Here is a 21,761-nt window from a genome sequence, read left to right as displayed (position 1 = left end):
GGCGTGTTTGGCTGTGGCGATGAGATCGCGGGTCGTTCGGGTCGGTACCTTCGTGCTGGCAGGGGTCGCGACGCTGGCGGGCGCGGTCGGTGTCGCGCTGCATTACACCGGCTGGTCGGCGGAGCCGTTGGTACTCGCCGCCTCAGGGGCGCCGTATCTGATGATCGGTGCGATCGTCGGTGCGGCGGGGTTCGCGGCGATCCGGCAGTGGGTCGCGACCGGGGTCGCGGTCGTCGTGGCGGCAGTGGGGGTGGCGACCCAGGCGCCGCTGCATGTCGCCGATGCCGGCGGTGCCGGTCACCCGATCACGGTCATGCAGGCCAATCTGTTGTTCGACGGCGCCGACCCGTCCGCGCTCGTCGAGGCCGTGCGGTCCCGCGATGTCGCGGTGCTCACCGTCAACGAACTCACCCGCACCGCCGTCACCGACCTCGGCGCTGCCGGGCTCGACCAGCTGCTGCCGTATCGCTTTCTGGCGCCCGGCCAGACGGCGAGCGGGACCGGAATCTGGAGCCGGTATCCGTTGGCGGACAACGTCGAATACGACGGCTACGTCCTCAACCAGATCTCGGCCACCGCGACCGTGCCGGAGGTGGGACCGGTCTCGGTCTACGCTTTCCACCCCGTTCCACCGGTCTACGACACCGACGTCTGGGCCGATGAATTGGCCCGGCTCGACGCCGTTCTGCGGCAGTCGCCGACGGATCGCCCGGTGATCGTCGGCGGCGACTTCAATGCCACCTACGACCACTCCCGCTTCCGTGCGATGGCGTCCGGACGTTTCGCCGATGCCGCCGAGCAGGCCGGTGCCGGACACCTGGTCACCTATCCGACCGACAAACGGCTGCCACCGCTGGTCGGCATCGACCATTTCCTGCTCGCGGGCGCCCACGCTACCGCCGTGGAGACCGTGGACTTGCCCGGTGCCGACCACAAAGCGCTGGTGGTCCGTGTCGTCCTCGACCGCCGGTAGTTCTCACCTCGGTCGGGTGGCGGTGTAGTCGCGGGCTGCGAGCACCGCGTCGATCCGGGCCGATATCGCCTGACCGGCCGCAAGCAGCGGTTCGGCCGAACGCAGTGTCCGGCCCAGTACGAACGCGCCCTCCAAGCCACACAGGACACCGAGGATCAGGTCACGCGCCTGCGTCTCGTCGAGCCCACGGCTCACGAAATACGCTGTGCCCTTGTCGATCCAGTCCGTGACGACCTCGGCGGCGACCTCGCGCAGTGCGGGTTCGCTGTCGGCGATCTCGCCCGCCACGGTGCCGACCGGGCACATGTTGATCCACCCGGACTCCTCGAGCGTGCGCGCCGCATCGGCGAAGGCGGCGGGCACGGCGGCGCGGAGGTCTTCGTGTGGGTCCATCAGCAGCGGCAGCAATTGGATGTAGGCGGCGCCCGAACTGCGCAGCGCCTCGGCCGCGATCTGCACCTTGCCGTGCGGAAAGTGGTGGTAGAGCGACCCCATCGGCGCGCCGGCGGCCGCGGTGATCTGTTTGACGGTGATGGCGCTGTACCCGTGGGTGCGCATCAACTCGGCGACCGCGACGACCAGGCGATCCCGCGTGGTCGTTGACATCTTCTCGCTCACCGTTCCAGAATAGAGCAAACGCACTAGAGCATTCGCTCTAACGTCAGGAGGTTCCCATGCCGACCGTCGACCTGCCCGCCGGCCGCATCCACTACCGCGAACGCGGCGAGGGCCCGCCCGTCGTCCTGCTGCACGGCCTGCTGATGAACCACACCGTGTGGGATTCGGTCCTCGACCTGCTACCGGCAGGCTTCCGTTACGTCCTGCCCGACCTCCCGCTGGGCGCGCATCCCGAACCGCTGCGCCCTGGCACCGACCTGAGCCTGCGCGGCCTCAACCAGCTCATCGCCGACTTCCTCACCGCCCTCGACCTGACCGACGTCACCCTGGTCCACTCCGATTGGGGCGGTGCCCTGTTCCTCACCGCCTACGGCCTGGACAAGCGCGTCGGCCGCCTGATCGTCCTGCCCTGCGAAGCGTTCGACAACTTCCCGCCCGGGCTCCCCGGCAAGACCGCGATCCTCGCCTCGATCCTGCCCGGTGGCGTCACCCTCGCACTGCGCCAGCTCCGCATCCGCCGGCTCCGCAGCAACCCCCTCCTGTTCGGCTGGATGACCAAATTTCCCCTCCCCGACGACCTCGTCCACGGGTGGACCGAACCCGGCCTCCGTGACCCCGGCATCCGTGCCGACGTGCTCGCCTACATGCGCTCCGGTCACGACAAACCCACCCTGATCGCGAATACCGAAGCACTGCAGCACTTCCCAGGTGAAACCTTGATCCTCTGGTCATCGGCGGGCAAGGTGATGCCCCGTGACCACGGCCGCCGCCTGGCAGCCCTCATCCCCCGCGCCCGACTGGTCGAGATCGACGACGCCTACGTCCTGTCGATGCTCGACCAACCCGCCGCCGTCGCGGCCGCGGTCACCGAATTCCTCACCACGACAGCGCCGCGCCCGTCGGACCGCTGACACCGCTCAGGTCTGCTCGACGGGCTCGTACGCGTCGGCGGCGAGCCCGAACGTCCCCTCACGCCCGGTGCCGGCCGCTGCGGCTCAGTGGCCGATACTCTCCAGGTCAGCCACGTCCTCATCGGAGAGGGAGAGCCCGGCGCCGACGATGTTCTCACGCAGATGGGCTGTCGATGATGTACCGGGGATGAGCAGGATGTTCGGTGAGCGCTGCAACAGCCAGGCCAACGCGACCGACATCGGCGTCGCCCCAAGCCGGACCGCGACCCCCGAGAGCGCATCGGACTGTAGCGGCGTGAAGCCCCCCAGCGGGAAGAACGGCACGTAGGCAATGCCGTCGGCGGCGAGCCTGTCGATGAGGTCGTCGTCGTGGCGGTGGGCGAGGTTGTACATGTTCTGCACGCACACGATGGGGGCGATACCGCGCGCCTCGGCGACCTGCTCGGTGGTGACGTTGCTGACCCCGAGGTGACGGATCAGTCCCTCGCGCTGGAGCTCGACGAGCGTCTCGAACCCCTCGGCGAGCGAACCAGGCTGGGGGCCTTCGGCATCGCCCATCCGCATGTTGACCAGATCGAGGGTCTCGACCCCGAGGGACTGGAGGTTCTCGTGGACCTGCTTGCGCAGATCTTCGGGTCGCCGGGCCGTGGGCCAGCCGCCTTGCGCGTCTCGGTTCGCCCCCACCTTGGTGGCGAGGAACAGCGACTCCGGGTAGGGATGCAGCGCCTCACGGATCAGCTCGTTGGTGACGCGCGGTCCGTACGCGTCGCTGGTGTCAACGTGGGTGATACCGGCCGCGACCGCCTCGCGCAATACTGCCAGGGCGCCGTCGTGGTCGGCGGGAGGCCCCATGACCCACGGGCCGGCGAGTTGCATCGCGCCGTAACCGAACCGGGTGATGGTCGAGTTGCCCAGCGTCCAGGTGCCGCCGGGAAGTGATGTCGTGGGCGCGTTCATCGTTGTGCCTTTCGCGTTTCGCCGTGGGTGGCGTCTTCGGCCTCCCTTGACGAGTATTGGAAAGCTACTTCCCGGTGGGAAGTAGGCACTCTGAAGTGCGTAACTCACCCACAGGTGAAAGTTGAGATCAGTGAAGCCAACGAAGGCCGCCCAGAGGGCGCAGGCCAAGACGGAGTACAACGCGTTTCTGGCGGCATGCCCCAGCCGCCAGCTCCTCGACCGGATCTCGGACAAGTGGGTCGTGCTGATCCTGTGCGCACTCGGCGGCGACACAGCAGACAAATCCGACCAGCCCGGTGCATCGGATGCCGCACGAGCGATGCGCTACTCCGAGATCTCCCGCCTGCTGGCGGGAGCCAGCCAGAAGATGCTGACCCAGACCCTGCGAGCACTCGAACACGACGGCCTACTCACCCGCACCGTGACGCCAACCGTCCCCGTCACCGTCACCTACGAGCTGACCGACCTCGGCCTCTCACTCCACCACCTGACACGCGACCTCAGGCACTGGGCACAGATCCACATGGACCAGGTCCTTGCCAACCGGGAGAAGCACGACGCTCGCACTTCCTGACCCGACCCAACCGACCGTCCCGACACCGCCACACTGTCACGCGGCACACCCTCGATTGCACTGTGGACCCGCGACCCCGAGGACGAGTTGCTTCCGCTGCTACGCAGCCTCGGTATCGGGTTCGTGCCCTACTCCCCGCTCGGGCACGGATTCCTCACCGGTCAGCTCCGTTCGCCCGCCGCTGACAGGCCCTCGCCTCACCTGATCCCCTGGGTGTCAGCGCGCGACACCCAGCGACAACGCGGCGAAGGCCTTCGGCACGCCGGGTTGATAGAACCGGTCGAGTTCGACGGTCTCGAAACCGGCGTCGCCGATCAGTACGGTGTGCATCGGCGGCGTCGGCTACATCGATGCCCATGTCGGCAGGCTCTTCGACGCGATGCGGGCACGCCGCCGGTGTTTCGCGATCGTCTGCTCCGATCACGGCACCGCCTACGGCGACGACGGGTACACCGGTCACCGGCTCGGTCACGAGTCTGTGTGGACGGTCCCCTACAGCCACTTCTTCCTGGAGCCCTACGCATGATCGACACCGCGCTACCCCGGCCGTACCAGAACTACGTTTACGCCTACCCACACAAGACCGCCTACCGGCCACTGCCGGACCGGCCCGCACTGTCGCAGGTGTGGGCGGGTGAGTCGCGGTCCGCGCTGTCGCTGTATCTGCACATCCCGTTCTGTGAGGTGCGCTGCGGTTTCTGCAATCTGTTCACCCGGGTCGGCGCACCGGACGGTCTCACCGGCCGCTACCTCGACGCCCTCGCCCGCCAAGCCACTGCGGTTCGCGACGGCCTCGGGGATGCCGAACCCTTGCGGTTCGCGAACGCGGCCTTCGGCGGCGGCACCCCGACCTTCCTCGAAGCCGACGAACTGACCCGGCTGTGCGATATCGCCGAGCAGATCATGGGCGCCGACCTACGTGCGATCCCGCTCTCGGTGGAGGCCTCCCCCGCCACCTCGACCGCCGACCGTCTGGCCGTGCTGGCCGATCGTGGTGCGACCCGCCTGAGTCTGGGCGTGCAGAGCTTCATCGACGAGGAGGCCCGCGCGGCGGTGTGCCCGCAGCGACGCACCGATGTCGAAGCGGCACTGGGCCGTATCCGTGACGCGGGCATTCCTGTGCTCAATATCGACCTCATCTACGGCATCGACGGCCAGACCGCCGCGAGCTGGCAGGTATCCCTCGATGCGGCGCTGGCGTGGCGACCGGAGGAGATCTACCTCTACCCGTTGTACGTGCGTCCGTTGACCGGGCTGGCCAGGCACGCCGATCCCGCCGTCGCCGAACAGGACTGGGATCGTGACCGGCTCGCCCGTTACGCCCAGGGCCGCGATCACCTGCTGGCCGCCGGCTACGAGCAGGTGTCGATGCGCATGTTCCGCCGCCGCGATGCCCCACAGCAGGGCCCCGACGACTATGCCTGCCAGACCGACGGCATGATCGGGCTCGGCTGTGGCGCCCGCTCCTACACGAGCACCCTGCACTACTCCTTCGACTACGCCGTCGACATGCGGGAGGTCCGCGGCATCATCGACACCTACATCGCGACAACCGATTTCGGCTCGGCGCTGCATGGTCGGGTGATCGACGGCGACGAGGCCGCCCGCAGGCATTTGCTCCAGTCACTGCTGCAAGCCGACGGCCTGTCTGTCGCGGACTACCTCCACCGCTTCGGCACCGATCCCTGGGAAGATTTCGGCGACCAGCTGCACATACTCGCCGACCGTGGCTGGCTCGCCAGCTCCGGCGCAGACCTGCTGCGGCTGTCCCCCGACGGCCTGGCCTATTCCGATGCCATCGGCCCGGACTTCTTCTCCCCCACGGTCCGCGCCGCCATGGCCGCCTACGAGCTGCGCTGACCGTGGACCTGACCCTCCTGTACCGCGGCCCGCTGTCGTCGTGCGACTACGACTGCTCGTACTGCCCGTTCGCCAAACGCCGAGACTCCACCGAGCAGCTGCGCGCGGACCGCACCGCCCTGCACCGTTTCACCGACTGGGCGCACGCGCAGACCGACGATCGTCTGTCGGTGTTGTTCACGCCGTGGGGTGAGGGCCTGGTGCGGTCGTGGTACCGCAAAGCCCTGATCGAGCTGTCCCACCGGCCCCATATCGACCGCGTCGCCATCCAGACCAATCTCAGCGGCCGCATCGACTGGACCGCCGACGCCGACCCCGACACGCTCGCCCTCTGGTGCACCTATCACCCCGGCCAGACTCCCTATCGCCGGTTCCTCGACAAGGCAGCACGCCTGGCCGAGACCGGAATCCGATTCAGCGTCGGCATCGTCGGCCTGCCCGAACACCTAGACCACGCCCGCCGCCTGCGCGCCGACCTCCCCGACCACGTGTACCTCTGGGTCAATGCCGCCGAAGGCCACACCTACACCGACGACCACGCCGCGCAGTGGACCGCCATCGACGCCCTGTTCCCGTTCAGCAGGCACCCGCACCGTTCGGCCGGCGCCGCCTGCCGCACCGGTACCTCGGTGATCTCGGTCGACGGCGAGGTCCGCCGCTGCCATTTCGTCCGCACCCCGCTCGGCAACCTCTACGATGGCTCCTACCGAGCGGCGCTGACGCCACGACCGTGCCCGCTCACGATGTGCGACTGCCACATCGGCTATGTCCACCTCGAAACGCTGCCGCTCTACGACGTGTTCGCCGGTGGCGTCTTGGAACGAATCCCGGCTGTGCCTGCGGTTCAACCGATTTCGAGCGTCGTACTCACCGGCGTGACGCCTGTCGACAGGTCGAGCGCTGGGCAGTGCGCGTCGACCGCTTGCCGCAGCCCGGCGTAACGCTGCTTGGTCTCGCAGAACTCTCGTATCCGATCATTTGTGAGAATGCGTGTCGTCGCCCTGGCTACGCTGGTCGGATCCTGACGTTGGCCATCGGTGAAGGCTGACGCCATCGGCGAGTGGGTGCGGCGCGCCTGGGTGCGTCCGGCGAACACACTCGATTACCGATTACCGATTACCGGATGGTCTGTGCGTCAGACATCTTTGGTTCAGGGCAGCGGCCGCCCGGTCACCGCGGACCAACGTCACCCCGAGGACGTCACCGGGCCCGGAGACCGTCGAGGATGAGCGAGACGACTGCCGCGGAGTCCGCTTCGGTCTCGGGGGAATGCCATTCCGCGGCGTGTGTCGGGTCGTGGAAGCGGCTCGTCGCGTTCAGGACGGCCCGTGCGATCACCTCAGGCTCGCCGGTGGCGAGCTCGCCCGTCGCGACACCGTCGATGATGATGTCCCGCAGCTGGGCGAGCAGGAAGCCGACATGGCCGGCGGACACGGTGCTGTGCTCGGCCGCCAGCACTCGGAAGGTGGCGAACAGCTCCGGGTCCTCCCTGGCTTTCGCCCACTTGGTGGCGAACATGGTGGTGAGCAGTGCTCGTAACCGCTCAGCCGGGGGCAGTTCGGAGTTGTGCGCCACGGTAGCGAGCTCGTTCCGTACCTGGTCGAGCCAGCGCCGGATCACGGCCTCGCGGAGCGCGGCCTTGGACGCGAAGTGGCGGTACACGCTGCCGTGGCTCACGCCCAGTTGCCGTGCGACGTCGAGAACCGTCGTCTTGTCTGGACCGTGACGGCGCAGGATCTCCTCGGTGGCCGACACGATCGTCTCCGCGTCGAGCGGCTCTCCGCGCATCGGGCCTCCTTGTCGGCTGGTCACGTCATCATCGGCCTCGTGAACCTATGTCGCCACCGAGTCGGCGGTCAAACTTTGCCATCCGACTGACAACTATTGAAATCTGTCATCACAATTCTATAAGGTAGCGGCATCACAGCACCAGCGACCAAGGAGACTCGTCATCAACACCTCCACCGCTTCCCTTGCCGGTCGCTCCGTATCCCGGATCGGCTACGGCGCGGCACAACTCCCGCGGCTGCACGACCGCCACGACGAGGCTGTCGCCCTGCTCCGGCGTGCCGTCGAGCTGGGCGTCGACCACGTCGATACCGCCGAGTTCTATGGCTTCGGCTTCGCCAACGCCGTGATCCGTGAAGCTCTGCGTCCCGAGGACGGCGTGCTGGTCGTCACCAAGGTCGGCGCCGAGCCCAACCCGGGCGGGCGACTGCCGCTGCGGATCGCGCAGCGGCCCGAACAGCTGCGGGCCGGCGTCGAGGACAACCTGCGCAGCCTTGGCGTCGAACAGCTCCCCGTAGTCAACCTCCGACGCCTGGACACCGGCCCCGGATTGCGTCCCGAGGGCGACCAGGTGGTTGACCTCGACGACCAGCTGGCGACCATGACCGCCCTGCGTGACGAGGGCAAGATCGGCGCCATCGGACTGAGTAGCGTCACCCTCGATGTCCTGCGCCGTGCACTGCCTGCCGGCATCGCCTGCGTGCAGAACGCTTACAGCCTCGTCTCCCGGGACGACGAGGACACGTTGCGGCTGTGCACGGCCGAGGGCATCGCGTGGGTGCCGTTCTTCCCGCTCGGCGGAGGATTCCCGAGCTTGCCCAAGGTCACCGACGAGTCGGCCGTGCACGCCGTGGCCGAGTCCCTGGACGTGACTCCGTCCCAGGTCGGTCTGGCTTGGCTGCTGCGCCACGCGCCGAATATCCTGCTCATCCCCGGCACCGGCGACGCCGCCCACCTGGAGGTCAATATGGCGGTTGGCGAGATCGCCTTCGATGCGGACACGTTGGCCACTCTCGACGCCGTCGAGTCCCGCTCCAACAACGTCCGGATCGGCGCGGCGTCGTGAAGGCCGTCGTCTACCGCGACAACGGCGGTCCCGACGTTCTCCAGCTCGTCGACTGCGAACTGCCCGTGCCCGCTCCCGGTGAGGTCCGCGTCCGGGTGGCCGTGTCCGGGGTCAACCCCACCGACTGGCAGGCTCGCGCCGCCCAGGCCATGGCGTTTCCGGAGATCACGCCGCATCTGGACGGTGCCGGTGTGATCGACGCCGTCGGTGAGGGGGTCGATCGGAGCCGGGTCGGCCAGCGGGTGTGGCTGTTCATGGCCGCCGCGGGCCGGGCCACCGGCACCGCCGCGGAGTTCACCGTTGTGCCGGCCGGGCAGGCCGTGCCGCTGCCGGACGAGGCCGGTTTCGATGTCGGCGCCGCCCTCGGTGTTCCCGCGCTCACCGCGCACCGTGCACTCACCGTCGCCGAGGACGGGCCGCGCCGGCTGCGGCCCGGCGCGCTGGCGGGCAAGGTGGTACTCGCCGCGGGCGGGGCCGGGGCGGTCGGGCACGCGGTGATCCAGCTCGGCCGCTGGGCCGGTGCCACTGTGATCAGCACGGTCAGCAGCCCGGAGAAGGCCCGGCTGGCCACCGCCGCCGGCGCTCACCACGTGGTCAACTACCGCGAGGGTGATCCCGGCGCCGAGATCCGTGCGATCGCGGCTGACGGCGTGGACATCGTCGCCGAGGTGGCGCTGGGCGTGAATCTGGCCCTGGACCTGGCCGTGCTGCGGCCGCGCGGCACGATCTCGACCTACGCCAACGACGGTGGTCATCCGGTCGAATTGAACGTGCCGCAGAACATGGTGCGCAACACCCGCCTGCAGTTCCTGGTGCTCTACACCGCCGGTCCTGACGTCCGCGCCGCGGCCGTCGCAGACGTCGCCGCCGCCGTCGGTGATGGAGCCCTACCGGTTGGTGAGGAGCATGGCCTGCCGCTGGTCCGCTTTCGACTCCACCGCACCGCGGATGCCCACCGGGCAGTCGAGGGCGGCGCGGTCGGCAAGGTCCTGGTCGACATCATGTCGCGACGGTCCTCCAGCCCGCTCGTTATGTAGGTCCGTCTCGATGACGACGGGGACCTGGTGATCTCACCGTTGACTGCCGAAGATGCGCCGGCCGAGGCGGCCGAACTCGAGGCGGAGCTGACCGAGATGCTGCCGTTCTTCACCGCCGCTGCGGACGCTTCCACCGGCCCGGTCGCAAGCCACCGCAATCGCGACATCTTCAGCGAGACATCGGTGACCAGCAACCCGTCCAGCTCCTTGAAGAACCGGTACAGCGATTACTACCGGAACCCCTGGAATCCCGGGCGCACCGCGTCGTCGACGCCGAAGAAGCCGCGGACATGTCAGCACGCGACACCCAACGACAACGCGGCGAAGGCCTTCGGCACGCCGGGGTGATAGAACCGGTCGAGTTCGACGGTCTCGAAACCGGCGTCGCTGATCATTCCGGGAATGTCGCGAACGAGGTGGCAGCCGCCTGCGATCCGCTGCTGGATCGGATCGAGCCGGTGCTGCCAGGTCCGGACCGACGCGTCGGGAGCGAGGCCGTGTTCGACGAAGTGGAACGTTCCGCCGGGCTTGAGCACTCGGCGGATCTCGGCCAGCGCGGTCGCGACGTCGGGGATGGTGCACAACGTGAATGTCGACAGCGCGGTATCGAAGGTCGCGTCCGGAAACGGCAGCGACTGACCGTCCAGCCCGGCCCGCTCGATCGGGACCTGGCTCGCCGCGACCCGCTTCGCCGCGATCTTCCATGCGGTGTCCGCGGGTTCGACACCGCTGACCCGCTCCACCGCAGCCGGGTAGAACTCGACATTGGTCCCGGACCCGAATCCGACTTCGAGCACCGCGCCGTGCAGACCCGCGCAGGTGCGGCGGCGCAGGGGATCGTTGTTGGCCACCCCGCAGACGATGTCGACGATGTGGGGCAGGATCCGGTCGGTGTAGAAGCCCATCCCCCGATCATCCTCCTGTGCGCAGCGAATCGCCGACTGTCAGGCCAGGCGGCGGTCGAAGACCTGGGTGCCCGCGCCCGAGCCCGGGTCGACCGTGACCACGCGCAGGTTCACCTTGTCCGGGGTGAGATCCATGACCATGAAGCCCAGTTCGTGCTGGGTCTCGTACAGAGCGGGGTGTCCCGATCCGGCCGCAGCGTGACCGCTCGCGGTCTTGCCCGCCGCACCCGAGATGATCTGGCGCGTGCCCTTCGACGAGGCGGTCGGTTCGAGCACCTGCAGGGTGTGGTCGTGGCCCGAGAGCAGGAACGACACCTTGCCCAGCACGTGGTCTTCGAAGAACCGCTTGGCGTGCACACCGTTGAGCGGCTCGATCGGCAGACCCTCGTAGTTGCCCGCGTCGCCGTGCGGCCCGTTGCTGAGGTACGGGTGGTGGGTGCAGGCGATCTTCCACTGCGCGGTGGATTCGGCGAGGGCCCGGTCGAGCCAGGCGCGCTGTTCGTTCATGTACTGCCCGTCCACCGACCAGTACGGGTGGAGCAGCGGCGGGATGTAGGCCGCGAGCGGGTTGACGTCGAGGACGAAGAACTCGACCACCGGGTTTTCCTCGGGCACCCGCACCGAGTAGTAGCGGCTCGGCATCCACCACCGCGACGATTTCGCGTGGTATTCGACCTCGTGGTTGCCGCGGACCAGCCAGCCGCCGTCGCCGGGGAACACCCCGGAGGTGTCGTGGTTGCCGAGCACCATCGCCCACGGAAAGTCCAGTCCCGCATTGGGATCCTCGAACTTCGTGGCGAACTGGACGTCGTCGGGTCCGTTGGGGCCGGACTCGTAGATGTTGTCACCGAGGCCGACGGCCATCGTGAACGGCTCGCGGGCATGGAACGCGCGGGCGGCGTCGGCGACCGCCCACTGGGTGCGGCTGCCCGTTCCGGCGTCACCGGTGATCAGGATCCGGGCGTTGCGGCCCGCCCGTGGCGCGAACTTCGGCACCTCGGCGGGGACGGCCGCCGCCGGCGTCAGCCCGACGAGCGTGATGCCCGCGACGACGCCCGCCGCGCCGGCCAGAACTTCCCGTCGGCCGAGCCCGGCCGGGATGGAATCGGTGGTGGAGTGCGACACGTGGGGGAAACTTACACCGCCGTGGTGATGACCCCGATCGGGGGACAACAACGATTGCTCGTTGGATACTGGGCCCATGTCCGACCGGATGTCTCCCCTCGTGCTGAGCACCGAGAGCGTTTCCGCCCGCGAGGCTTTCGATTATTGGCGCGACAGCGTGTGCGCGATGTACTTCCGGATGCAGGTCGATCCGATGACCGCCGCGGACTTCAATGCCCGCATCGAGTACGCCACGCTGGAGAACTCCGTCGGGCTGTCGCGGGTCCGCGCCGACGCCCAGCGGGCGCGGCGGCGTCCCGTCGACCTGCGCGCGGATACCGAGGAGTGCGTGCTCGGCGTCATCACCCTCGACGGGCACGCGGTGCTCGAGCAGGACGGCCGTATCGCTGATGCCAGGCCGGGCAATCTGGTTTTCCTCGACAGCTCCCGCCCGTATTCGGCGACCTGGACGGCGACGTACGAGGAGCTGGTGGTGCAGGTGCCGACGCGCACTCTCTCGGTCGCCGACACCCGGTCACTGACCGCCCAGTCGTTCGGGCCGGGCACGGTCGCACCGGTCGTGACTTCGTGCTTCACTTCGCTTTTCGATCTCGTCACCACCGACCCGGCGCAGGCCGCTCCCCTGATCCCCCATGCGCTCGGCTTGTTCGGCGCCGCCGTCACGGCCGCAGCTCGCCGCAAGAGCGAGCCCGAGGAGATCACGGCGGTCCTGCGACAGCAGGTGTTCGACTTCCTGCACGCCCACGCCTGCGACCCCGAACTCAGCGCCGACACCGTCGCCGCAGCGTGTGGGGTCTCCCGGCGCACGCTGTACCGGATCGTCGGCGGCGGCATCGCCGGGCACATCCGGATGATCCGGATCGACCGCGCCAAGAAACTGCTCCAGCGGGAGCGCTACCAGTCGATGGGGGCGATCGCCGCGGCCTGCGGTTTCGGCAGCGAGTCCGGGTTCCACCGCGCGTTCCGGGAGTCGGTCGGCGTGACACCGGCCGACTACCGGCAGATGGTGCGTCCCTAGGCGATCAGTCGGCCGACGCGGGCCGCCCGACCCCGGTCGCGGCATCCATGTCCTCGAGTGACATACCCTTGGTCTCGGGCACGAACCGGGCCACGAACAGCAGCGACAGCAGCGCGAACGCCGCGTACATGCCGTAGCCGAAGCCGAGCGAGAAGGTCTTCAGGCTCGGGAACGACACGGTGATCGCCCAGTTCGCGGCCCACTGCCCGGCCGCGGCGAGCGAGAGCGCGGCACCGCGGATCCGGTTCGGGAACATCTCACCGAGCAGCACCCACACCACCGGGCCCCAGCTCATACCGAAGAACACGACGAACAGATTCGCCGCGACCAGCGCGATCGGACCACTCGCACCGGTCAACTGCGGCTCCAGGGTGCCCTCGGCATTCGGCACCTGGTCGGCGGTGCCGAAGCACACCGCCATCGTGGCCAACGTGATGGTCATGCCGATCGAACCGATCAACAGCAGCGGCCTGCGCCCGATCCGATCGATGAGCATGATCGCGACGATGGTGGTGGCGATATTGACCACCGAGGTGAACACGCTGATCTGGAACGACCGGGACTCCTCGAATCCGACGGCCTCCCAGAGCACATTCGAGTAATAGAAGATCACGTTGATGCCGACGGCCTGCTGGAACACCGACAGCAACAGACCGACCCACACGATCGGATAGATCCCCCCGGCGGGGCGGCGCAGGTCCTTCCACGACGGCTGCACCTCGCCCACGAGACTGGCCTCGATCCGGCCGATGGTGAGTTCGAGGTTCTTCTCGCCGAACAGCAGCGTCAGCACCGTGCGCGCTTCGGGGATGCGGTGCGTCGCGACGAGGTAGCGCGGTGATTCCGGAATCGTCGAGGCCAGTACGCCGTACACGACCGCGGGCACCATCATCGACAGGAACATCCACCGCCAGGCGTCGAGACCGAACCACAGTGTCTCGCTGGCACCGCCCGCGATCTCGGCGAGGACGTAGTCGACGAGCAGTGCCAGGAAGATGCCGAGCACGATCGCGAGCTGCTGCAGCGATCCGAGTCTGCCGCGGATGCGCGCCGGTGAGGTCTCGGCGATGTAGGCGGGGGCGATGACCGAGGCGACACCGACACCGAGGCCGCCGATGATGCGGCCGATCACCAGGATCCAGACGCTGGGCGCGAACGCGGTCACCACCGCGCTGAGGAAGAACAGCACGGCCGCGATCTTCATGACCTTGATGCGGCCGATCCGGTCGGCGATGCGGCCCGCGGTCATCGCGCCCGCGGCGGCACCGAGCAGGGCCGAGGCCACCGCGAAGCCGAGTACCGCGTCGTCGACACCGAATTCGTCCTGGATCGCGGCGACCGCGCCGTTGATGACCGCACTGTCGAAGCCGAACAGCAAACCACCCAGCGCCGCGACGGAAGCGATCCGGATGATGTGGCTGCCCGGTGCGCCTTCTTCGTCGGGAGCAGCGGACTGATCGGTGCAGGAACCTCCGTCGGACATCGGCGTCGTCCTCTCCGCGGCGCGGCACCAGATGCCACGCTGATCGCTGGTGGGTCAGGTCGCAGTATGCCCTGACCTGCGGACCGATGTCGTCGAGGACACGCACGCGAGCGCCGCGCCGGCCGCACCGGGCGTCGGCGGCCCACACCACGTGTTCATCTGGGCGACACGGTCATCGGTTAGCGTCCGGCAGATGACCGATGTCGAGACGCGCACGATCCCCCGTGATCTCAGCGAGATCGCCGATCTGGCCACCGCAGTGAATCTTGCCGACACCACGGCGTTCTCCGTCGATGACAGCGACGACGACGATCCCCTGCTGCTCACCGAGCCCGGCGGCCTGATCGTCGACACCTGGCGGGAGGGCTACCCGTACGACGAACGCCTGTCGCGCACCGGCTACGAGCTCGACAAGCGGCTGCTGCAGATCGAGTTGCTGAAGCTGCAGAACTGGACCAAGGCGACCGGCCGGCGCATCGTCATCGTCTTCGAGGGCCGCGACGCCGCGGGCAAGGGCGGCACCATCAAACGCTTCATGGAGCATCTGAATCCGCGCGGTGCGCGGGTGGTGGCGCTGGAGAAACCCTCGGCCCGCGAATCCACCCAGTGGTACTTCCAGCGTTATGTCGAGCACCTACCCGCGGCGGGTGAGATCGTGCTGTTCGACCGCTCCTGGTACAACCGTGCCGGTGTCGAGCGGGTGATGGGTTTCTGCACGCCCGAACAGCATCGGCGCTTCCTCGCGCAGGCGCCGTTGTTCGAGCGGATGCTCGTCGACGACGGCATCGATCTGGTGAAGTTCTGGTTCTCGGTGTCCCCGCTGGAACAGCGCACCCGCTTCGCGATCCGCCAGGTCGACCCCGTCCGGCAGTGGAAGCTCTCGCCGATGGATCTGGCCTCGCTGGACAAATGGGACCAGTACACCGCGGCCAAGGAAGAGAACTTCGAGCACACCGACACCGACCACGCGCCGTGGATCGTGGTCAAGAGCAACGACAAGAAGCGGGCGCGCCTGAACGCGATGCGCCACGTGCTCAACCTTTTCGACTACGAGAACAAGGACGACGAGATCGTCGGCACCGCGGACCCGCTGATCGTGGGCCGCGGTCGCGACGTCCTCGGTTCCTGACCGGGTCAGCGCACCAGAACCACCCGGTGGGCCGCGGTCAGCAGCGTCGCCAGCTCGTCGCGCTCGCCGGCGTCGAGTACCTCGAAGCAGGGGGCGATGAGCTCGTCGGTCAACGCCTCGGCGGCCTCCCATCGGGTCCGCATCTCCTCGGTGACCTCCTCGAACGGCTCGGACCACCCGAGCATGCGCGCGTGGGTCGGCCCGTCCGACATCGGTGAGCCCGCGATCAGGATCGCCTGGAGCGGGGTCAACCCGTTGGCGGTCACGGCGATGAAATGCAGACCACCGCGCAGTTCCCGCAGGACGTGGCTCAGCTGCACGACCGCGGCTCTGGCGTCGTCGGGCAGCGGCATCGCGCGCCAGCCGGCGAACAACGGCAGGCCCGCCGACGACGCGGCGTCGACGACGCGGCGCAGCAGGTGCGCGAGGCGTTCGGCGTCGTCGAAGGCGGCGAGCTTGCGGCGACCGAAGTCGTGACAGGCGGCCAGGTAGGCGACGGCCGCGTCGGCGGCGGGCAGCGGCACCGATTCCCATGCGGCACGGATACCTTCGGGTTCGAAGAAGCCGAAGGACGCCGAGACCACATCGGCGTCGACGTCACCGAGGACGCCGCCGCGCCCGCGCGTGTAGGTGCCGTGGAATCCGGGCACCCCGACCGTGTTTCCGAGGTCCCTGACTTCGCGCGAGAACATGAACGCCCCACCGAGTTCGAGCACCTGCTGTTTGACCGCTGTCGCCGTCATCGTCTGTCACCTTCCGCTGTTGTCTACTCCAGGCAGACTTTAGCGTGCCATAGCCAGATTGGGCAGCCCCCCGGCTGCCCTACGCTGAATCCATGGCCGTCACCGCCTTGGCTGCCACCGGGGTCGCGGTGCGAGTGATCACCTGGCCACGCTCGCCTGACTCGACAACGGCACGATCCGGGCGGCGCGGCTAGTCTCGGGGTATGACCGTCGATACCGGCCTCGGCAGCCGGAAGACATGGCTCACAGTCGAATTCGTTGCCCTGTTCTTCGGGGTCGCCGGCGTGTACGCGGTGTTCCTGCGCGGTGTCGGCCCGCTGCCGTTCCTGCTCGTGGTGGCCGGGTGCGTGGTGGTCTATCTGTGCCGGACCGGGTTCGACCGTCGCGATTTCTGGCGCGCCGATGCTCTGCGCGCCGCGTTGCCCGGCATGCTCGGGTTGTGGGCGGTGGCGGCGGTCGTGCTCGGTGTCGCGGTCGCGGTGCTGCGCCCGGCGGCACTGTTCGAGCTGCCGCGCGAGCGCCCGCTGATCTGGCTGCTTGTCCTGGTGTTCTATCCACTGATCAGCGTGTATCCGCAGGAATTGTTGTTCCGCGCGTTCCTGTTCCAGCGCTACGCCCCGGTGTTCGGCGACGGTGTGCGGATGGTCGCCGCCAGTGCGGCCGCGTTCGGGTTCGTGCATCTGATGTTCGGCAGCTGGTTGTCGGTGGCGCTCAGCGCGGCAGCCGGATGGCTGTTCGCCGAACGCTACCGCCGCACCCGTTCGCTGCTGACCGCCTCCGTCGAGCACGCGCTCTACGGCTGCCTGGTGTTCACCATCGGCCTCGGCGACTTCTTCTATCACGGCGCGGCGGCCACCTGATCCGCGAATCAGGCTGCCGCCCAGCCGATCTCGACGGCACACCGACCGCGATCAGCTGCCGTGGGGCTTGACGAACTCCTCGATCAGCACGGGATACTGCTCCCCACCGTGTCCGGCGGCGATCGACCGGTCGGCCATCGCCTTGATCAGCCTCGGCAGCTCGGCGTTGACACCGAGTGCCTCGCTCTCCTCGACCAGGTGTGCCATCGCCCGCGCATCGGTCGCCAGCGCCGACACCTCGGCGGGAAACGCCCCACGGTCGATCTGCTCGGCATAGCCGGGCAGCCACTCGGCCACACCGGTGGCGATCAGCTGCGCGAACGGCGCATAGGTCGCGGCGTCGACACTGGCGGTCCGCAGCATCGCGGTGCCCTGCAGCCAGGCGTTGAGCACGCTCCACATCATGGCCAGGCCCGCCACGTCGTACAGGGACGCGAGCCCGTGGTCGGCACCGAGGTAGCTGACGCCACCGAGCGCTTCGAGTGCCGGCCGGTGTGCGTCGAAGTCCGCCTGCGGCCCGCTGTGCAGGATCACGGCCTCGGCGGTTCCGATCGTCGACGGGATGGCCATGACGGCGCCGTCGAGGTAGCCGGCGCCGCGCTGCTCGGCCCACCGCGCGGCGTCCCTGGCCTGGGCCGAATCTCCCGAGGTCAGGTTGACAACGGTCGTGCCGTCGAGCGGAACGTCGCTCGCGCCGAGCAGTTCGCGCACTGCGTCGTAATCGGTGACGCAGACGATGGTCAGCGGACTCGCTGCGAGCGCGTCGCCGACCGTCGGCGCCAGTCGGGCACCCTGCGCCACCAGGTGGTCGGCCTTGGCGCTGGTGCGGTTCCAGACGGTGGTGAGATGCCCGGCCGCGAGGAAGGCGCCGGCGAGTGCCTGGCCCATCAGGCCGAGTCCGATGACGGTCACAGGTGTGTCGGTGGTGTCGTTCATGGGAGCATCGTCAACGTTGATACCGGTGTGAAGGTCAAGTGAGGGGTTCGATGCGGATCGGGGAACTGAGTCATCGCACGGGCGTCAACGCCCATCAGCTGCGCTACTACGAGGCCCAGGGGCTGCTCGAGGCCGACCGCAGCGCCAACGGCTATCGCGACTACGCCGAACATTCCGTGCTGCGGGTGACGCAGATCCGGCATCTGCTCGGCGCGGGCCTGTCCTCGGAGGACATCGCCTACCTGCTGCCCTGCGCCCAGGGCGAAGTTCCCGAACTACCCGGCTGCCCCGAACTCCTGGCCGCCATGCAGTCACGGATGCAGCGCCTCACCGACCAGATCGACCGGCTCGCGCGGTCCCGGGACGCGCTGGCGGCCTATATCGCGGCGGCCGAGCAGACCGGCGCTGACAGCTATCCGCCGTTCGACGGCGCCGACCGCGAACCCGTTCCGGCCTGAGGCTTCACCGGCGCGGAGGTCCACCGGATAGCAGGGGGTTTCACTCTCGCGCACACCGGGTTTCCGGTGGCGTCGGTGAGTCCGAGTCGGGCCTCGAGGACACCGGACACCGTCGCCGCCGTCATGACCTCGGTGGGCACGTCGGCGAGCATCAGCTTCGCCCGGCGGAACATCGCGAAGGTTCCGGCATCGTCGACGGTGCCCCAGCTGAGGTAGACGAACCGCGCACCGGGGCGACCCTGCACATACGGTCCCCGCACGTCGGCGCCGTCGACCGAGCACTCCAGCGTCCAGGTGACCGACTCCGCGTCACCGCGCTGTAGATCGAGCAATTCCTCCGGCCGGTTCCTGCGCTGCACGCCGACATGGATGTTCGTGTAGGCCGGGGCTCCGGCGGGTTGACAGGACGAGCCGGGCAACCCGGTCCCCACGATGCGGATCAGCACCAGGCCATCCTCTCGCACCGGCGGAGCTCACGGCTGGAACTGTGTCGCCCCGATCCGCAGCAGCGACCAGACCAGCAGTGCGCCGACACCGATCGTGAAGAACACGATCATCGGAAGATCGCCGTCGTCACGGGCTTTCGTCATGATCTTCACCGCACCCGACTCGACGAAGAAGGCCAGCACGATCACCGCGTTCACCGCCACCGCGGCCCACATCGCGCCGGGCTGGTACGCCCAGTAGCCGAGGATCCAGCCGAGCAGCAAGGTGATCGGTAGCCCGAACAGCATCCAGCCGAAGCCGAGGACCACCAGGTTCTCGCCGTGCGCCTTCGGGTCGGTCTCGGGCGCGTCGTCCATCGATGCACCGGGCACCGGCCGGATCCGGCCGATCTGCACGACAGCGTGCCCGAGGCAGGCCACCGCGCACGCGATGACCAGGGCGAAGTATCCGTCGGCAGCGTCGAGTGGGGGTTCCCACGCCCATCGCATCGGCAGCCACCCGGCCCACACCATCAGCACGACCGCCGCCAGGGCGGATCGCCGCGCCCGCAGCCGTCTCCGCGCATACCCCGCGGGGAACAGGCGCTTCTCCCGGCCGTACAGCCAGCCGGCCCACATCGGAGCCATCACACCGACGACGACGGTGAGCCAACGCCACTGCGCGGGCGCCAGGAACATCGACACCATCGCGAGCAGCCAGCTCGCCACCACGATCAACACCGCGGGCCGAGCGAGGGCCGTCCACAGCGTGTCGGCGCGCGCACGCAGCGCGACCACGGGGTCGGGCACCGGATCCGGTGGCGTGACAGTCTGTTCCGGCTCCCACCAGTCAGCCGTCACCTCGTGGGACGGCTGCTCCCACTCCCCTTCGAACGCCGATCCCGGACACAGCACGGGGCTGTCGTCGTCGCGATAGTCGTAGTCGACATCCACCTCGCCGTAGGTGCGCATCTGTTCCATGTGCGTGGTGATCGCGAGCCCGTGCCAGGGCTCGTCGCAGTAGGGGTTCGGGCAGTCCGGGTAGGTCGGATCGTCGTAGTAGTGCCCGACTCGCGGCTCACCGTCACGCATGCTCTCCTCGACGAGCTCGTCGATCTCGTCCAGCAGCCGCTGCACCGGTTCCCCGGCCGTGACAGGTTCGGCGGGAACAGATTCCGGCGCGACACCGCCCGCCGAGACCAGGGCGTAGTCGACCATCCTGACGTCGGCATCCACCACCTCGACCGGCGCGGGCCGTCGCCAGACTCGGCGAAACCACAAGTGCCGCACCAGCACCGCGTGCACGGTGCCACCGACCATCAGCAGGAACAAGCTGATGTCGAACACGGTCTCGTGCGTCCGGAACGTGCACAACTCCAGGACGAACAACCCCAGATATCCGAGTGCGGCGCCTGCCACCGGCCACGACCGCGCCCGCACGGCCAGGACCGCGAACAGCGGCCACGTCAGGAAACCGAGCGAGAGCAGCGGGACGAAGGAGACGACCCAGCTCGAGCCCCTGAGTACGGTTGACACGACAAATCCCCCCACTGCCCGGACCATGATCCGCCGATCCTAGGGTCGGCCCCGCACCGAGTCCAGGCGTTTGCGCTCGTCTCGCGCGCGCTCAGGACCTCGGTTCGGGATCAGGCGTCTCGGCGCCACGGCGGCGGTCCCGGACGACGAGGACCACGGCGGCTACAGACCAGATGACACCGTAAGCGACGGCACGCATCGGGCTCCAGTTGGTGATCAGCAGCAGGACAGCGACGCCACCGAGTAAGCCGAGCAGCCGCGGGGTGTTCGCTTGACCTTTCATGCGGCAGATCATCGCACGATCGCCGGTCCCACCACAGGTCAGCTCGAGAGGGGGTGACGCGGTCCATCCGGTGTGACAACCAGGCGCCGGACCCGACGCAACGACTATCGCCCGGGCAGACGTTCCTGCCCGGGCGCGGACCAGCCGGTCACCTCAGTGGCCGCCCGGGTCACTCAGATGCAGTCCCTCACCCAACTTGATCCGGCGATGCTCCGCGAGCACGATCATCACTCCCGACAGCAAGCACGCACCGCAGATCAGGCCTGCGATCACTGCCCACCCGACGAAGCCGGATCCCGCGGCGGTCAGCGTCGCGGCGAGAAAGACGATGCCGACACCGATGAGGAACAGTCCGGGCCAGTTGAGCGAGTCCTGGATGGACTCACCCGCGTGGGAGCGGAACGTGCGCTCGGTGTCGGGGAACTTGTGTACATGCGGATCGTGGTGTGTAGCCATGGCCTGCCGTCCTTTCGACCAGCCGTTCCCTATTCCATGAGTACCCCCGATCGCGGCGAAGCACCACCCCTGACCGTCAGTCGCGGGCCAGGACGAAGAAATACGGCTCCGGTAGGTCACGGAAGTCCATCAGACCGAGCACGGTATCGTCGTCGACCCGGCGGAAGACGTCGATGATCGCCAAGTGGTCGTAGACCATCGCCGCCGTCACGACCCCACGGTGTTCCACCGCGCGCAATCGCGCCCGGTACCTGCGCGTGCGCAGGACTGGTTTGAGCACCCCGAGCAGGCCACGCCCGCGCTCGACGAGCGCGGGCGGCACCTTGTCGGCCACACCGAGCGGCACCTTCTTCGGGTCGACGGCGAAGATCTCGCCGTCGGGGTCACAGAACAGCAGCGGATGCACGCTGTCGACGCCGTCGAACTGTTTGCCGTACCAGCCCGACGCCGCGAGCAGCCCGTCGAGCGGGTGGCCGGTGGCCAGTTCGCGCCCGTGCCAGCGGCCGGTGAGCTCGGTCGCCGATACGGGCGGGAGGCTGTCGAACAGCGCCAGCGCCGCGTCCCGGCCACAGGCGGGCTCGAGAAGGGTGAGCTGAGCGGTGGCGGTCATGGATTCCTCT

26 protein-coding genes and 3 pseudogenes are annotated in these 21,761 nt (G+C 68.4%); 14 read left to right on the top strand and 15 right to left on the bottom strand.

Features of this window, described 5'->3' with window-relative positions; genetic code table 11:
* The first annotated feature begins 19 nt into the window (after positions 1–19).
* Positions 20–973 carry an endonuclease/exonuclease/phosphatase family protein gene (locus ACFVAV_RS14745; RefSeq protein WP_379035018.1) on the top strand — a complete coding sequence of 318 codons (954 nt, stop codon included), beginning with the start codon at positions 20–22 and terminating at the stop codon, positions 971–973.
* Between the two features lie 3 nt (positions 974–976).
* Here ACFVAV_RS14745 and ACFVAV_RS14740 read toward each other — a convergent pair whose 3' ends face one another.
* Positions 977–1,591, bottom strand: coding sequence for a TetR/AcrR family transcriptional regulator (locus tag ACFVAV_RS14740; RefSeq protein WP_379035016.1), 615 nt, complete (start codon positions 1,589–1,591; stop codon positions 977–979).
* Positions 1,592–1,647: 56 nt separating this feature from the next.
* Between ACFVAV_RS14740 and ACFVAV_RS14735 the strand changes: the two genes are divergently transcribed.
* Complete coding sequence (locus tag ACFVAV_RS14735; protein ID WP_379035014.1) at positions 1,648–2,502, top strand: alpha/beta fold hydrolase; 855 nt, start codon at positions 1,648–1,650, stop codon at positions 2,500–2,502.
* 84 nt (positions 2,503–2,586) lie between these two features.
* On the opposite strand, the gene ACFVAV_RS14730 is transcribed toward ACFVAV_RS14735, so the two are convergent.
* Positions 2,587–3,459: an aldo/keto reductase family oxidoreductase gene (locus ACFVAV_RS14730; RefSeq protein ID WP_379035012.1), complete on the bottom strand. Its 873-nt coding sequence runs from the start codon at positions 3,457–3,459 to the stop codon at positions 2,587–2,589.
* A 130-nt stretch (positions 3,460–3,589) separates the two neighbouring features.
* Between ACFVAV_RS14730 and ACFVAV_RS14725 the strand changes: the two genes are divergently transcribed.
* From ACFVAV_RS14725 to ACFVAV_RS14705, 5 genes and pseudogenes are all read left to right on the top strand, one after another.
* On the top strand, positions 3,590–4,033 hold the full coding sequence (locus tag ACFVAV_RS14725; RefSeq protein WP_379035010.1) for a winged helix-turn-helix transcriptional regulator: 444 nt from the start codon (positions 3,590–3,592) through the stop codon (positions 4,031–4,033).
* 33 nt (positions 4,034–4,066) lie between these two features.
* Positions 4,067–4,201, top strand: a pseudogene (locus tag ACFVAV_RS14720) (aldo/keto reductase); the annotation flags it as partial.
* Between the two features lie 154 nt (positions 4,202–4,355).
* Positions 4,356–4,559, top strand: a complete 204-nt coding sequence (locus ACFVAV_RS14715; RefSeq protein WP_379035008.1) for a hypothetical protein — start codon at positions 4,356–4,358, stop codon at positions 4,557–4,559.
* The gene (locus ACFVAV_RS14710) at positions 4,556–5,893 is read left to right on the top strand and encodes an STM4012 family radical SAM protein (RefSeq protein ID WP_379035006.1); all 1,338 of its coding nucleotides are present in this window, start codon (positions 4,556–4,558) and stop codon (positions 5,891–5,893) included. Before ACFVAV_RS14715 ends, ACFVAV_RS14710 begins: the two co-directional genes overlap by 4 nt.
* A 2-nt stretch (positions 5,894–5,895) precedes the next feature.
* Positions 5,896–6,711: pseudogene (locus ACFVAV_RS14705) on the top strand (STM4011 family radical SAM protein); the annotation flags it as partial.
* A 26-nt stretch (positions 6,712–6,737) separates the two neighbouring features.
* Here ACFVAV_RS14705 and ACFVAV_RS14700 read toward each other — a convergent pair.
* The 3 genes and pseudogenes from ACFVAV_RS14700 to ACFVAV_RS14690 form a co-directional block, all read right to left on the bottom strand.
* A pseudogene (locus ACFVAV_RS14700) lies at positions 6,738–6,848 on the bottom strand (OsmC family peroxiredoxin); the annotation flags it as partial.
* A 245-nt stretch (positions 6,849–7,093) separates the two neighbouring features.
* Complete coding sequence (locus ACFVAV_RS14695) at positions 7,094–7,681, bottom strand: TetR family transcriptional regulator (protein WP_379035004.1); 588 nt, start codon at positions 7,679–7,681, stop codon at positions 7,094–7,096.
* A 133-nt stretch (positions 7,682–7,814) separates the two neighbouring features.
* Complete coding sequence (locus tag ACFVAV_RS14690; RefSeq protein ID WP_379035002.1) at positions 7,815–7,985, bottom strand: hypothetical protein; 171 nt, start codon at positions 7,983–7,985, stop codon at positions 7,815–7,817.
* Here ACFVAV_RS14690 and ACFVAV_RS14685 point away from each other — a divergent pair.
* From ACFVAV_RS14685 to ACFVAV_RS14675, 3 genes are read left to right on the top strand one after another with little or no spacing between them, the layout of a single operon-like run.
* A complete protein-coding gene (locus ACFVAV_RS14685; protein WP_379035353.1) occupies positions 7,920–8,747 on the top strand; it encodes an aldo/keto reductase in 828 nt (275 codons plus the stop codon). The two genes, ACFVAV_RS14690 and ACFVAV_RS14685, sit on opposite strands and share 66 nt — an antisense overlap.
* Positions 8,744–9,784, top strand: coding sequence for an NADPH:quinone reductase (locus ACFVAV_RS14680; RefSeq protein WP_379035000.1), 1,041 nt, complete (start codon positions 8,744–8,746; stop codon positions 9,782–9,784). The genes ACFVAV_RS14685 and ACFVAV_RS14680 overlap by 4 nt, the downstream gene beginning before the upstream one ends.
* Before the next feature lie 39 nt (positions 9,785–9,823).
* Positions 9,824–10,132, top strand: a complete 309-nt coding sequence (locus tag ACFVAV_RS14675) for a hypothetical protein (protein ID WP_379034998.1) — start codon at positions 9,824–9,826, stop codon at positions 10,130–10,132.
* Here ACFVAV_RS14675 and ACFVAV_RS14670 read toward each other — a convergent pair.
* Positions 10,078–10,689, bottom strand: coding sequence for a class I SAM-dependent methyltransferase (locus tag ACFVAV_RS14670; RefSeq protein ID WP_379034995.1), 612 nt, complete (start codon positions 10,687–10,689; stop codon positions 10,078–10,080). The two genes, ACFVAV_RS14675 and ACFVAV_RS14670, sit on opposite strands and share 55 nt — an antisense overlap.
* A 39-nt stretch (positions 10,690–10,728) precedes the next feature.
* Positions 10,729–11,814, bottom strand: coding sequence for a metallophosphoesterase (locus ACFVAV_RS14665; protein ID WP_379034993.1), 1,086 nt, complete (start codon positions 11,812–11,814; stop codon positions 10,729–10,731).
* Between the two features lie 76 nt (positions 11,815–11,890).
* Between ACFVAV_RS14665 and ACFVAV_RS14660 the strand changes: the two genes are divergently transcribed.
* Positions 11,891–12,832: an AraC family transcriptional regulator gene (locus ACFVAV_RS14660; RefSeq protein WP_379034991.1), complete on the top strand. Its 942-nt coding sequence runs from the start codon at positions 11,891–11,893 to the stop codon at positions 12,830–12,832.
* A 4-nt stretch (positions 12,833–12,836) separates the two neighbouring features.
* Here ACFVAV_RS14660 and ACFVAV_RS14655 read toward each other — a convergent pair whose 3' ends face one another.
* The gene (locus tag ACFVAV_RS14655; RefSeq protein WP_379034989.1) at positions 12,837–14,315 is read right to left on the bottom strand and encodes a sugar porter family MFS transporter; all 1,479 of its coding nucleotides are present in this window, start codon (positions 14,313–14,315) and stop codon (positions 12,837–12,839) included.
* Positions 14,316–14,508: 193 nt separating this feature from the next.
* On the opposite strand from ACFVAV_RS14655, the gene ppk2 reads away from it, so the two are divergent.
* A complete protein-coding gene (ppk2, locus tag ACFVAV_RS14650) occupies positions 14,509–15,444 on the top strand; it encodes a polyphosphate kinase 2 (protein WP_379034987.1) in 936 nt (311 codons plus the stop codon).
* Positions 15,445–15,449: 5 nt separating this feature from the next.
* On the opposite strand, the gene ACFVAV_RS14645 is transcribed toward ppk2, so the two are convergent.
* Complete coding sequence (locus tag ACFVAV_RS14645) at positions 15,450–16,187, bottom strand: hypothetical protein (RefSeq protein ID WP_379034985.1); 738 nt, start codon at positions 16,185–16,187, stop codon at positions 15,450–15,452.
* 203 nt (positions 16,188–16,390) lie between these two features.
* On the opposite strand from ACFVAV_RS14645, the gene ACFVAV_RS14640 reads away from it, so the two are divergent.
* A complete protein-coding gene (locus ACFVAV_RS14640; RefSeq protein ID WP_379034983.1) occupies positions 16,391–17,047 on the top strand; it encodes a CPBP family intramembrane glutamic endopeptidase in 657 nt (218 codons plus the stop codon).
* A 51-nt stretch (positions 17,048–17,098) separates the two neighbouring features.
* On the opposite strand, the gene ACFVAV_RS14635 is transcribed toward ACFVAV_RS14640, so the two are convergent.
* Positions 17,099–17,983, bottom strand: a complete 885-nt coding sequence (locus ACFVAV_RS14635; RefSeq protein ID WP_379034981.1) for an NAD(P)-dependent oxidoreductase — start codon at positions 17,981–17,983, stop codon at positions 17,099–17,101.
* Between the two features lie 50 nt (positions 17,984–18,033).
* On the opposite strand from ACFVAV_RS14635, the gene ACFVAV_RS14630 reads away from it, so the two are divergent.
* Positions 18,034–18,441, top strand: coding sequence for a MerR family transcriptional regulator (locus ACFVAV_RS14630; RefSeq protein ID WP_379034979.1), 408 nt, complete (start codon positions 18,034–18,036; stop codon positions 18,439–18,441).
* Here ACFVAV_RS14630 and ACFVAV_RS14625 read toward each other — a convergent pair.
* The 5 genes from ACFVAV_RS14625 to ACFVAV_RS14605 form a co-directional block, all read right to left on the bottom strand.
* A complete protein-coding gene (locus ACFVAV_RS14625) occupies positions 18,396–18,887 on the bottom strand; it encodes a DUF5990 family protein (RefSeq protein ID WP_379034977.1) in 492 nt (163 codons plus the stop codon). The two genes, ACFVAV_RS14630 and ACFVAV_RS14625, sit on opposite strands and share 46 nt — an antisense overlap.
* A gap of 27 nt (positions 18,888–18,914) precedes the next feature.
* Positions 18,915–20,402 carry a hypothetical protein gene (locus ACFVAV_RS14620; protein WP_379034975.1) on the bottom strand — a complete coding sequence of 496 codons (1,488 nt, stop codon included), beginning with the start codon at positions 20,400–20,402 and terminating at the stop codon, positions 18,915–18,917.
* A gap of 91 nt (positions 20,403–20,493) precedes the next feature.
* Positions 20,494–20,685, bottom strand: coding sequence for a hypothetical protein (locus ACFVAV_RS14615; protein ID WP_379034973.1), 192 nt, complete (start codon positions 20,683–20,685; stop codon positions 20,494–20,496).
* A 153-nt stretch (positions 20,686–20,838) separates the two neighbouring features.
* Positions 20,839–21,141: a hypothetical protein gene (locus ACFVAV_RS14610; RefSeq protein WP_379034971.1), complete on the bottom strand. Its 303-nt coding sequence runs from the start codon at positions 21,139–21,141 to the stop codon at positions 20,839–20,841.
* Between the two features lie 76 nt (positions 21,142–21,217).
* Positions 21,218–21,751 carry a DUF4334 domain-containing protein gene (locus ACFVAV_RS14605; RefSeq protein ID WP_379034969.1) on the bottom strand — a complete coding sequence of 178 codons (534 nt, stop codon included), beginning with the start codon at positions 21,749–21,751 and terminating at the stop codon, positions 21,218–21,220.
* Between the last annotated feature and the right edge of the window lie 10 nt (positions 21,752–21,761).

Origin of the sequence: Nocardia sp. NPDC057663, from assembly GCF_042799895.1 — a bacterium.
GTDB lineage: Bacteria > Actinomycetota > Actinomycetes > Mycobacteriales > Mycobacteriaceae > Nocardia.
The sequence above is the reverse complement of the archived record's forward strand: the minus strand, read 5'-3'. Positions and strand labels throughout refer to the sequence as shown.

Coding starts and splice junctions, on each gene's coding strand:
- ACFVAV_RS14670 (WP_379034995.1), bottom strand. CDS start 10,689: ATGGGCTTCTACACCGACCGGATCCTGCCCCACATCGTCGACATCGTC.
- ACFVAV_RS14745 (WP_379035018.1), top strand. CDS start 20: ATGAGATCGCGGGTCGTTCGGGTCGGTACCTTCGTGCTGGCAGGGGTC.
- ACFVAV_RS14605 (WP_379034969.1), bottom strand. CDS start 21,751: ATGACCGCCACCGCTCAGCTCACCCTTCTCGAGCCCGCCTGTGGCCGG.
- ACFVAV_RS14630 (WP_379034979.1), top strand. CDS start 18,034: ATGCGGATCGGGGAACTGAGTCATCGCACGGGCGTCAACGCCCATCAG.
- ACFVAV_RS14660 (WP_379034991.1), top strand. CDS start 11,891: ATGTCCGACCGGATGTCTCCCCTCGTGCTGAGCACCGAGAGCGTTTCC.
- ppk2 (WP_379034987.1), top strand. CDS start 14,509: ATGACCGATGTCGAGACGCGCACGATCCCCCGTGATCTCAGCGAGATC.
- ACFVAV_RS14645 (WP_379034985.1), bottom strand. CDS start 16,187: ATGACGGCGACAGCGGTCAAACAGCAGGTGCTCGAACTCGGTGGGGCG.
- ACFVAV_RS14730 (WP_379035012.1), bottom strand. CDS start 3,459: ATGAACGCGCCCACGACATCACTTCCCGGCGGCACCTGGACGCTGGGC.
- ACFVAV_RS14695 (WP_379035004.1), bottom strand. CDS start 7,681: ATGCGCGGAGAGCCGCTCGACGCGGAGACGATCGTGTCGGCCACCGAG.
- ACFVAV_RS14635 (WP_379034981.1), bottom strand. CDS start 17,983: ATGAACGACACCACCGACACACCTGTGACCGTCATCGGACTCGGCCTG.
- ACFVAV_RS14615 (WP_379034973.1), bottom strand. CDS start 20,685: ATGAAAGGTCAAGCGAACACCCCGCGGCTGCTCGGCTTACTCGGTGGC.
- ACFVAV_RS14710 (WP_379035006.1), top strand. CDS start 4,556: ATGATCGACACCGCGCTACCCCGGCCGTACCAGAACTACGTTTACGCC.
- ACFVAV_RS14655 (WP_379034989.1), bottom strand. CDS start 14,315: ATGTCCGACGGAGGTTCCTGCACCGATCAGTCCGCTGCTCCCGACGAA.
- ACFVAV_RS14610 (WP_379034971.1), bottom strand. CDS start 21,141: ATGGCTACACACCACGATCCGCATGTACACAAGTTCCCCGACACCGAG.
- ACFVAV_RS14735 (WP_379035014.1), top strand. CDS start 1,648: ATGCCGACCGTCGACCTGCCCGCCGGCCGCATCCACTACCGCGAACGC.
- ACFVAV_RS14640 (WP_379034983.1), top strand. CDS start 16,391: ATGACCGTCGATACCGGCCTCGGCAGCCGGAAGACATGGCTCACAGTC.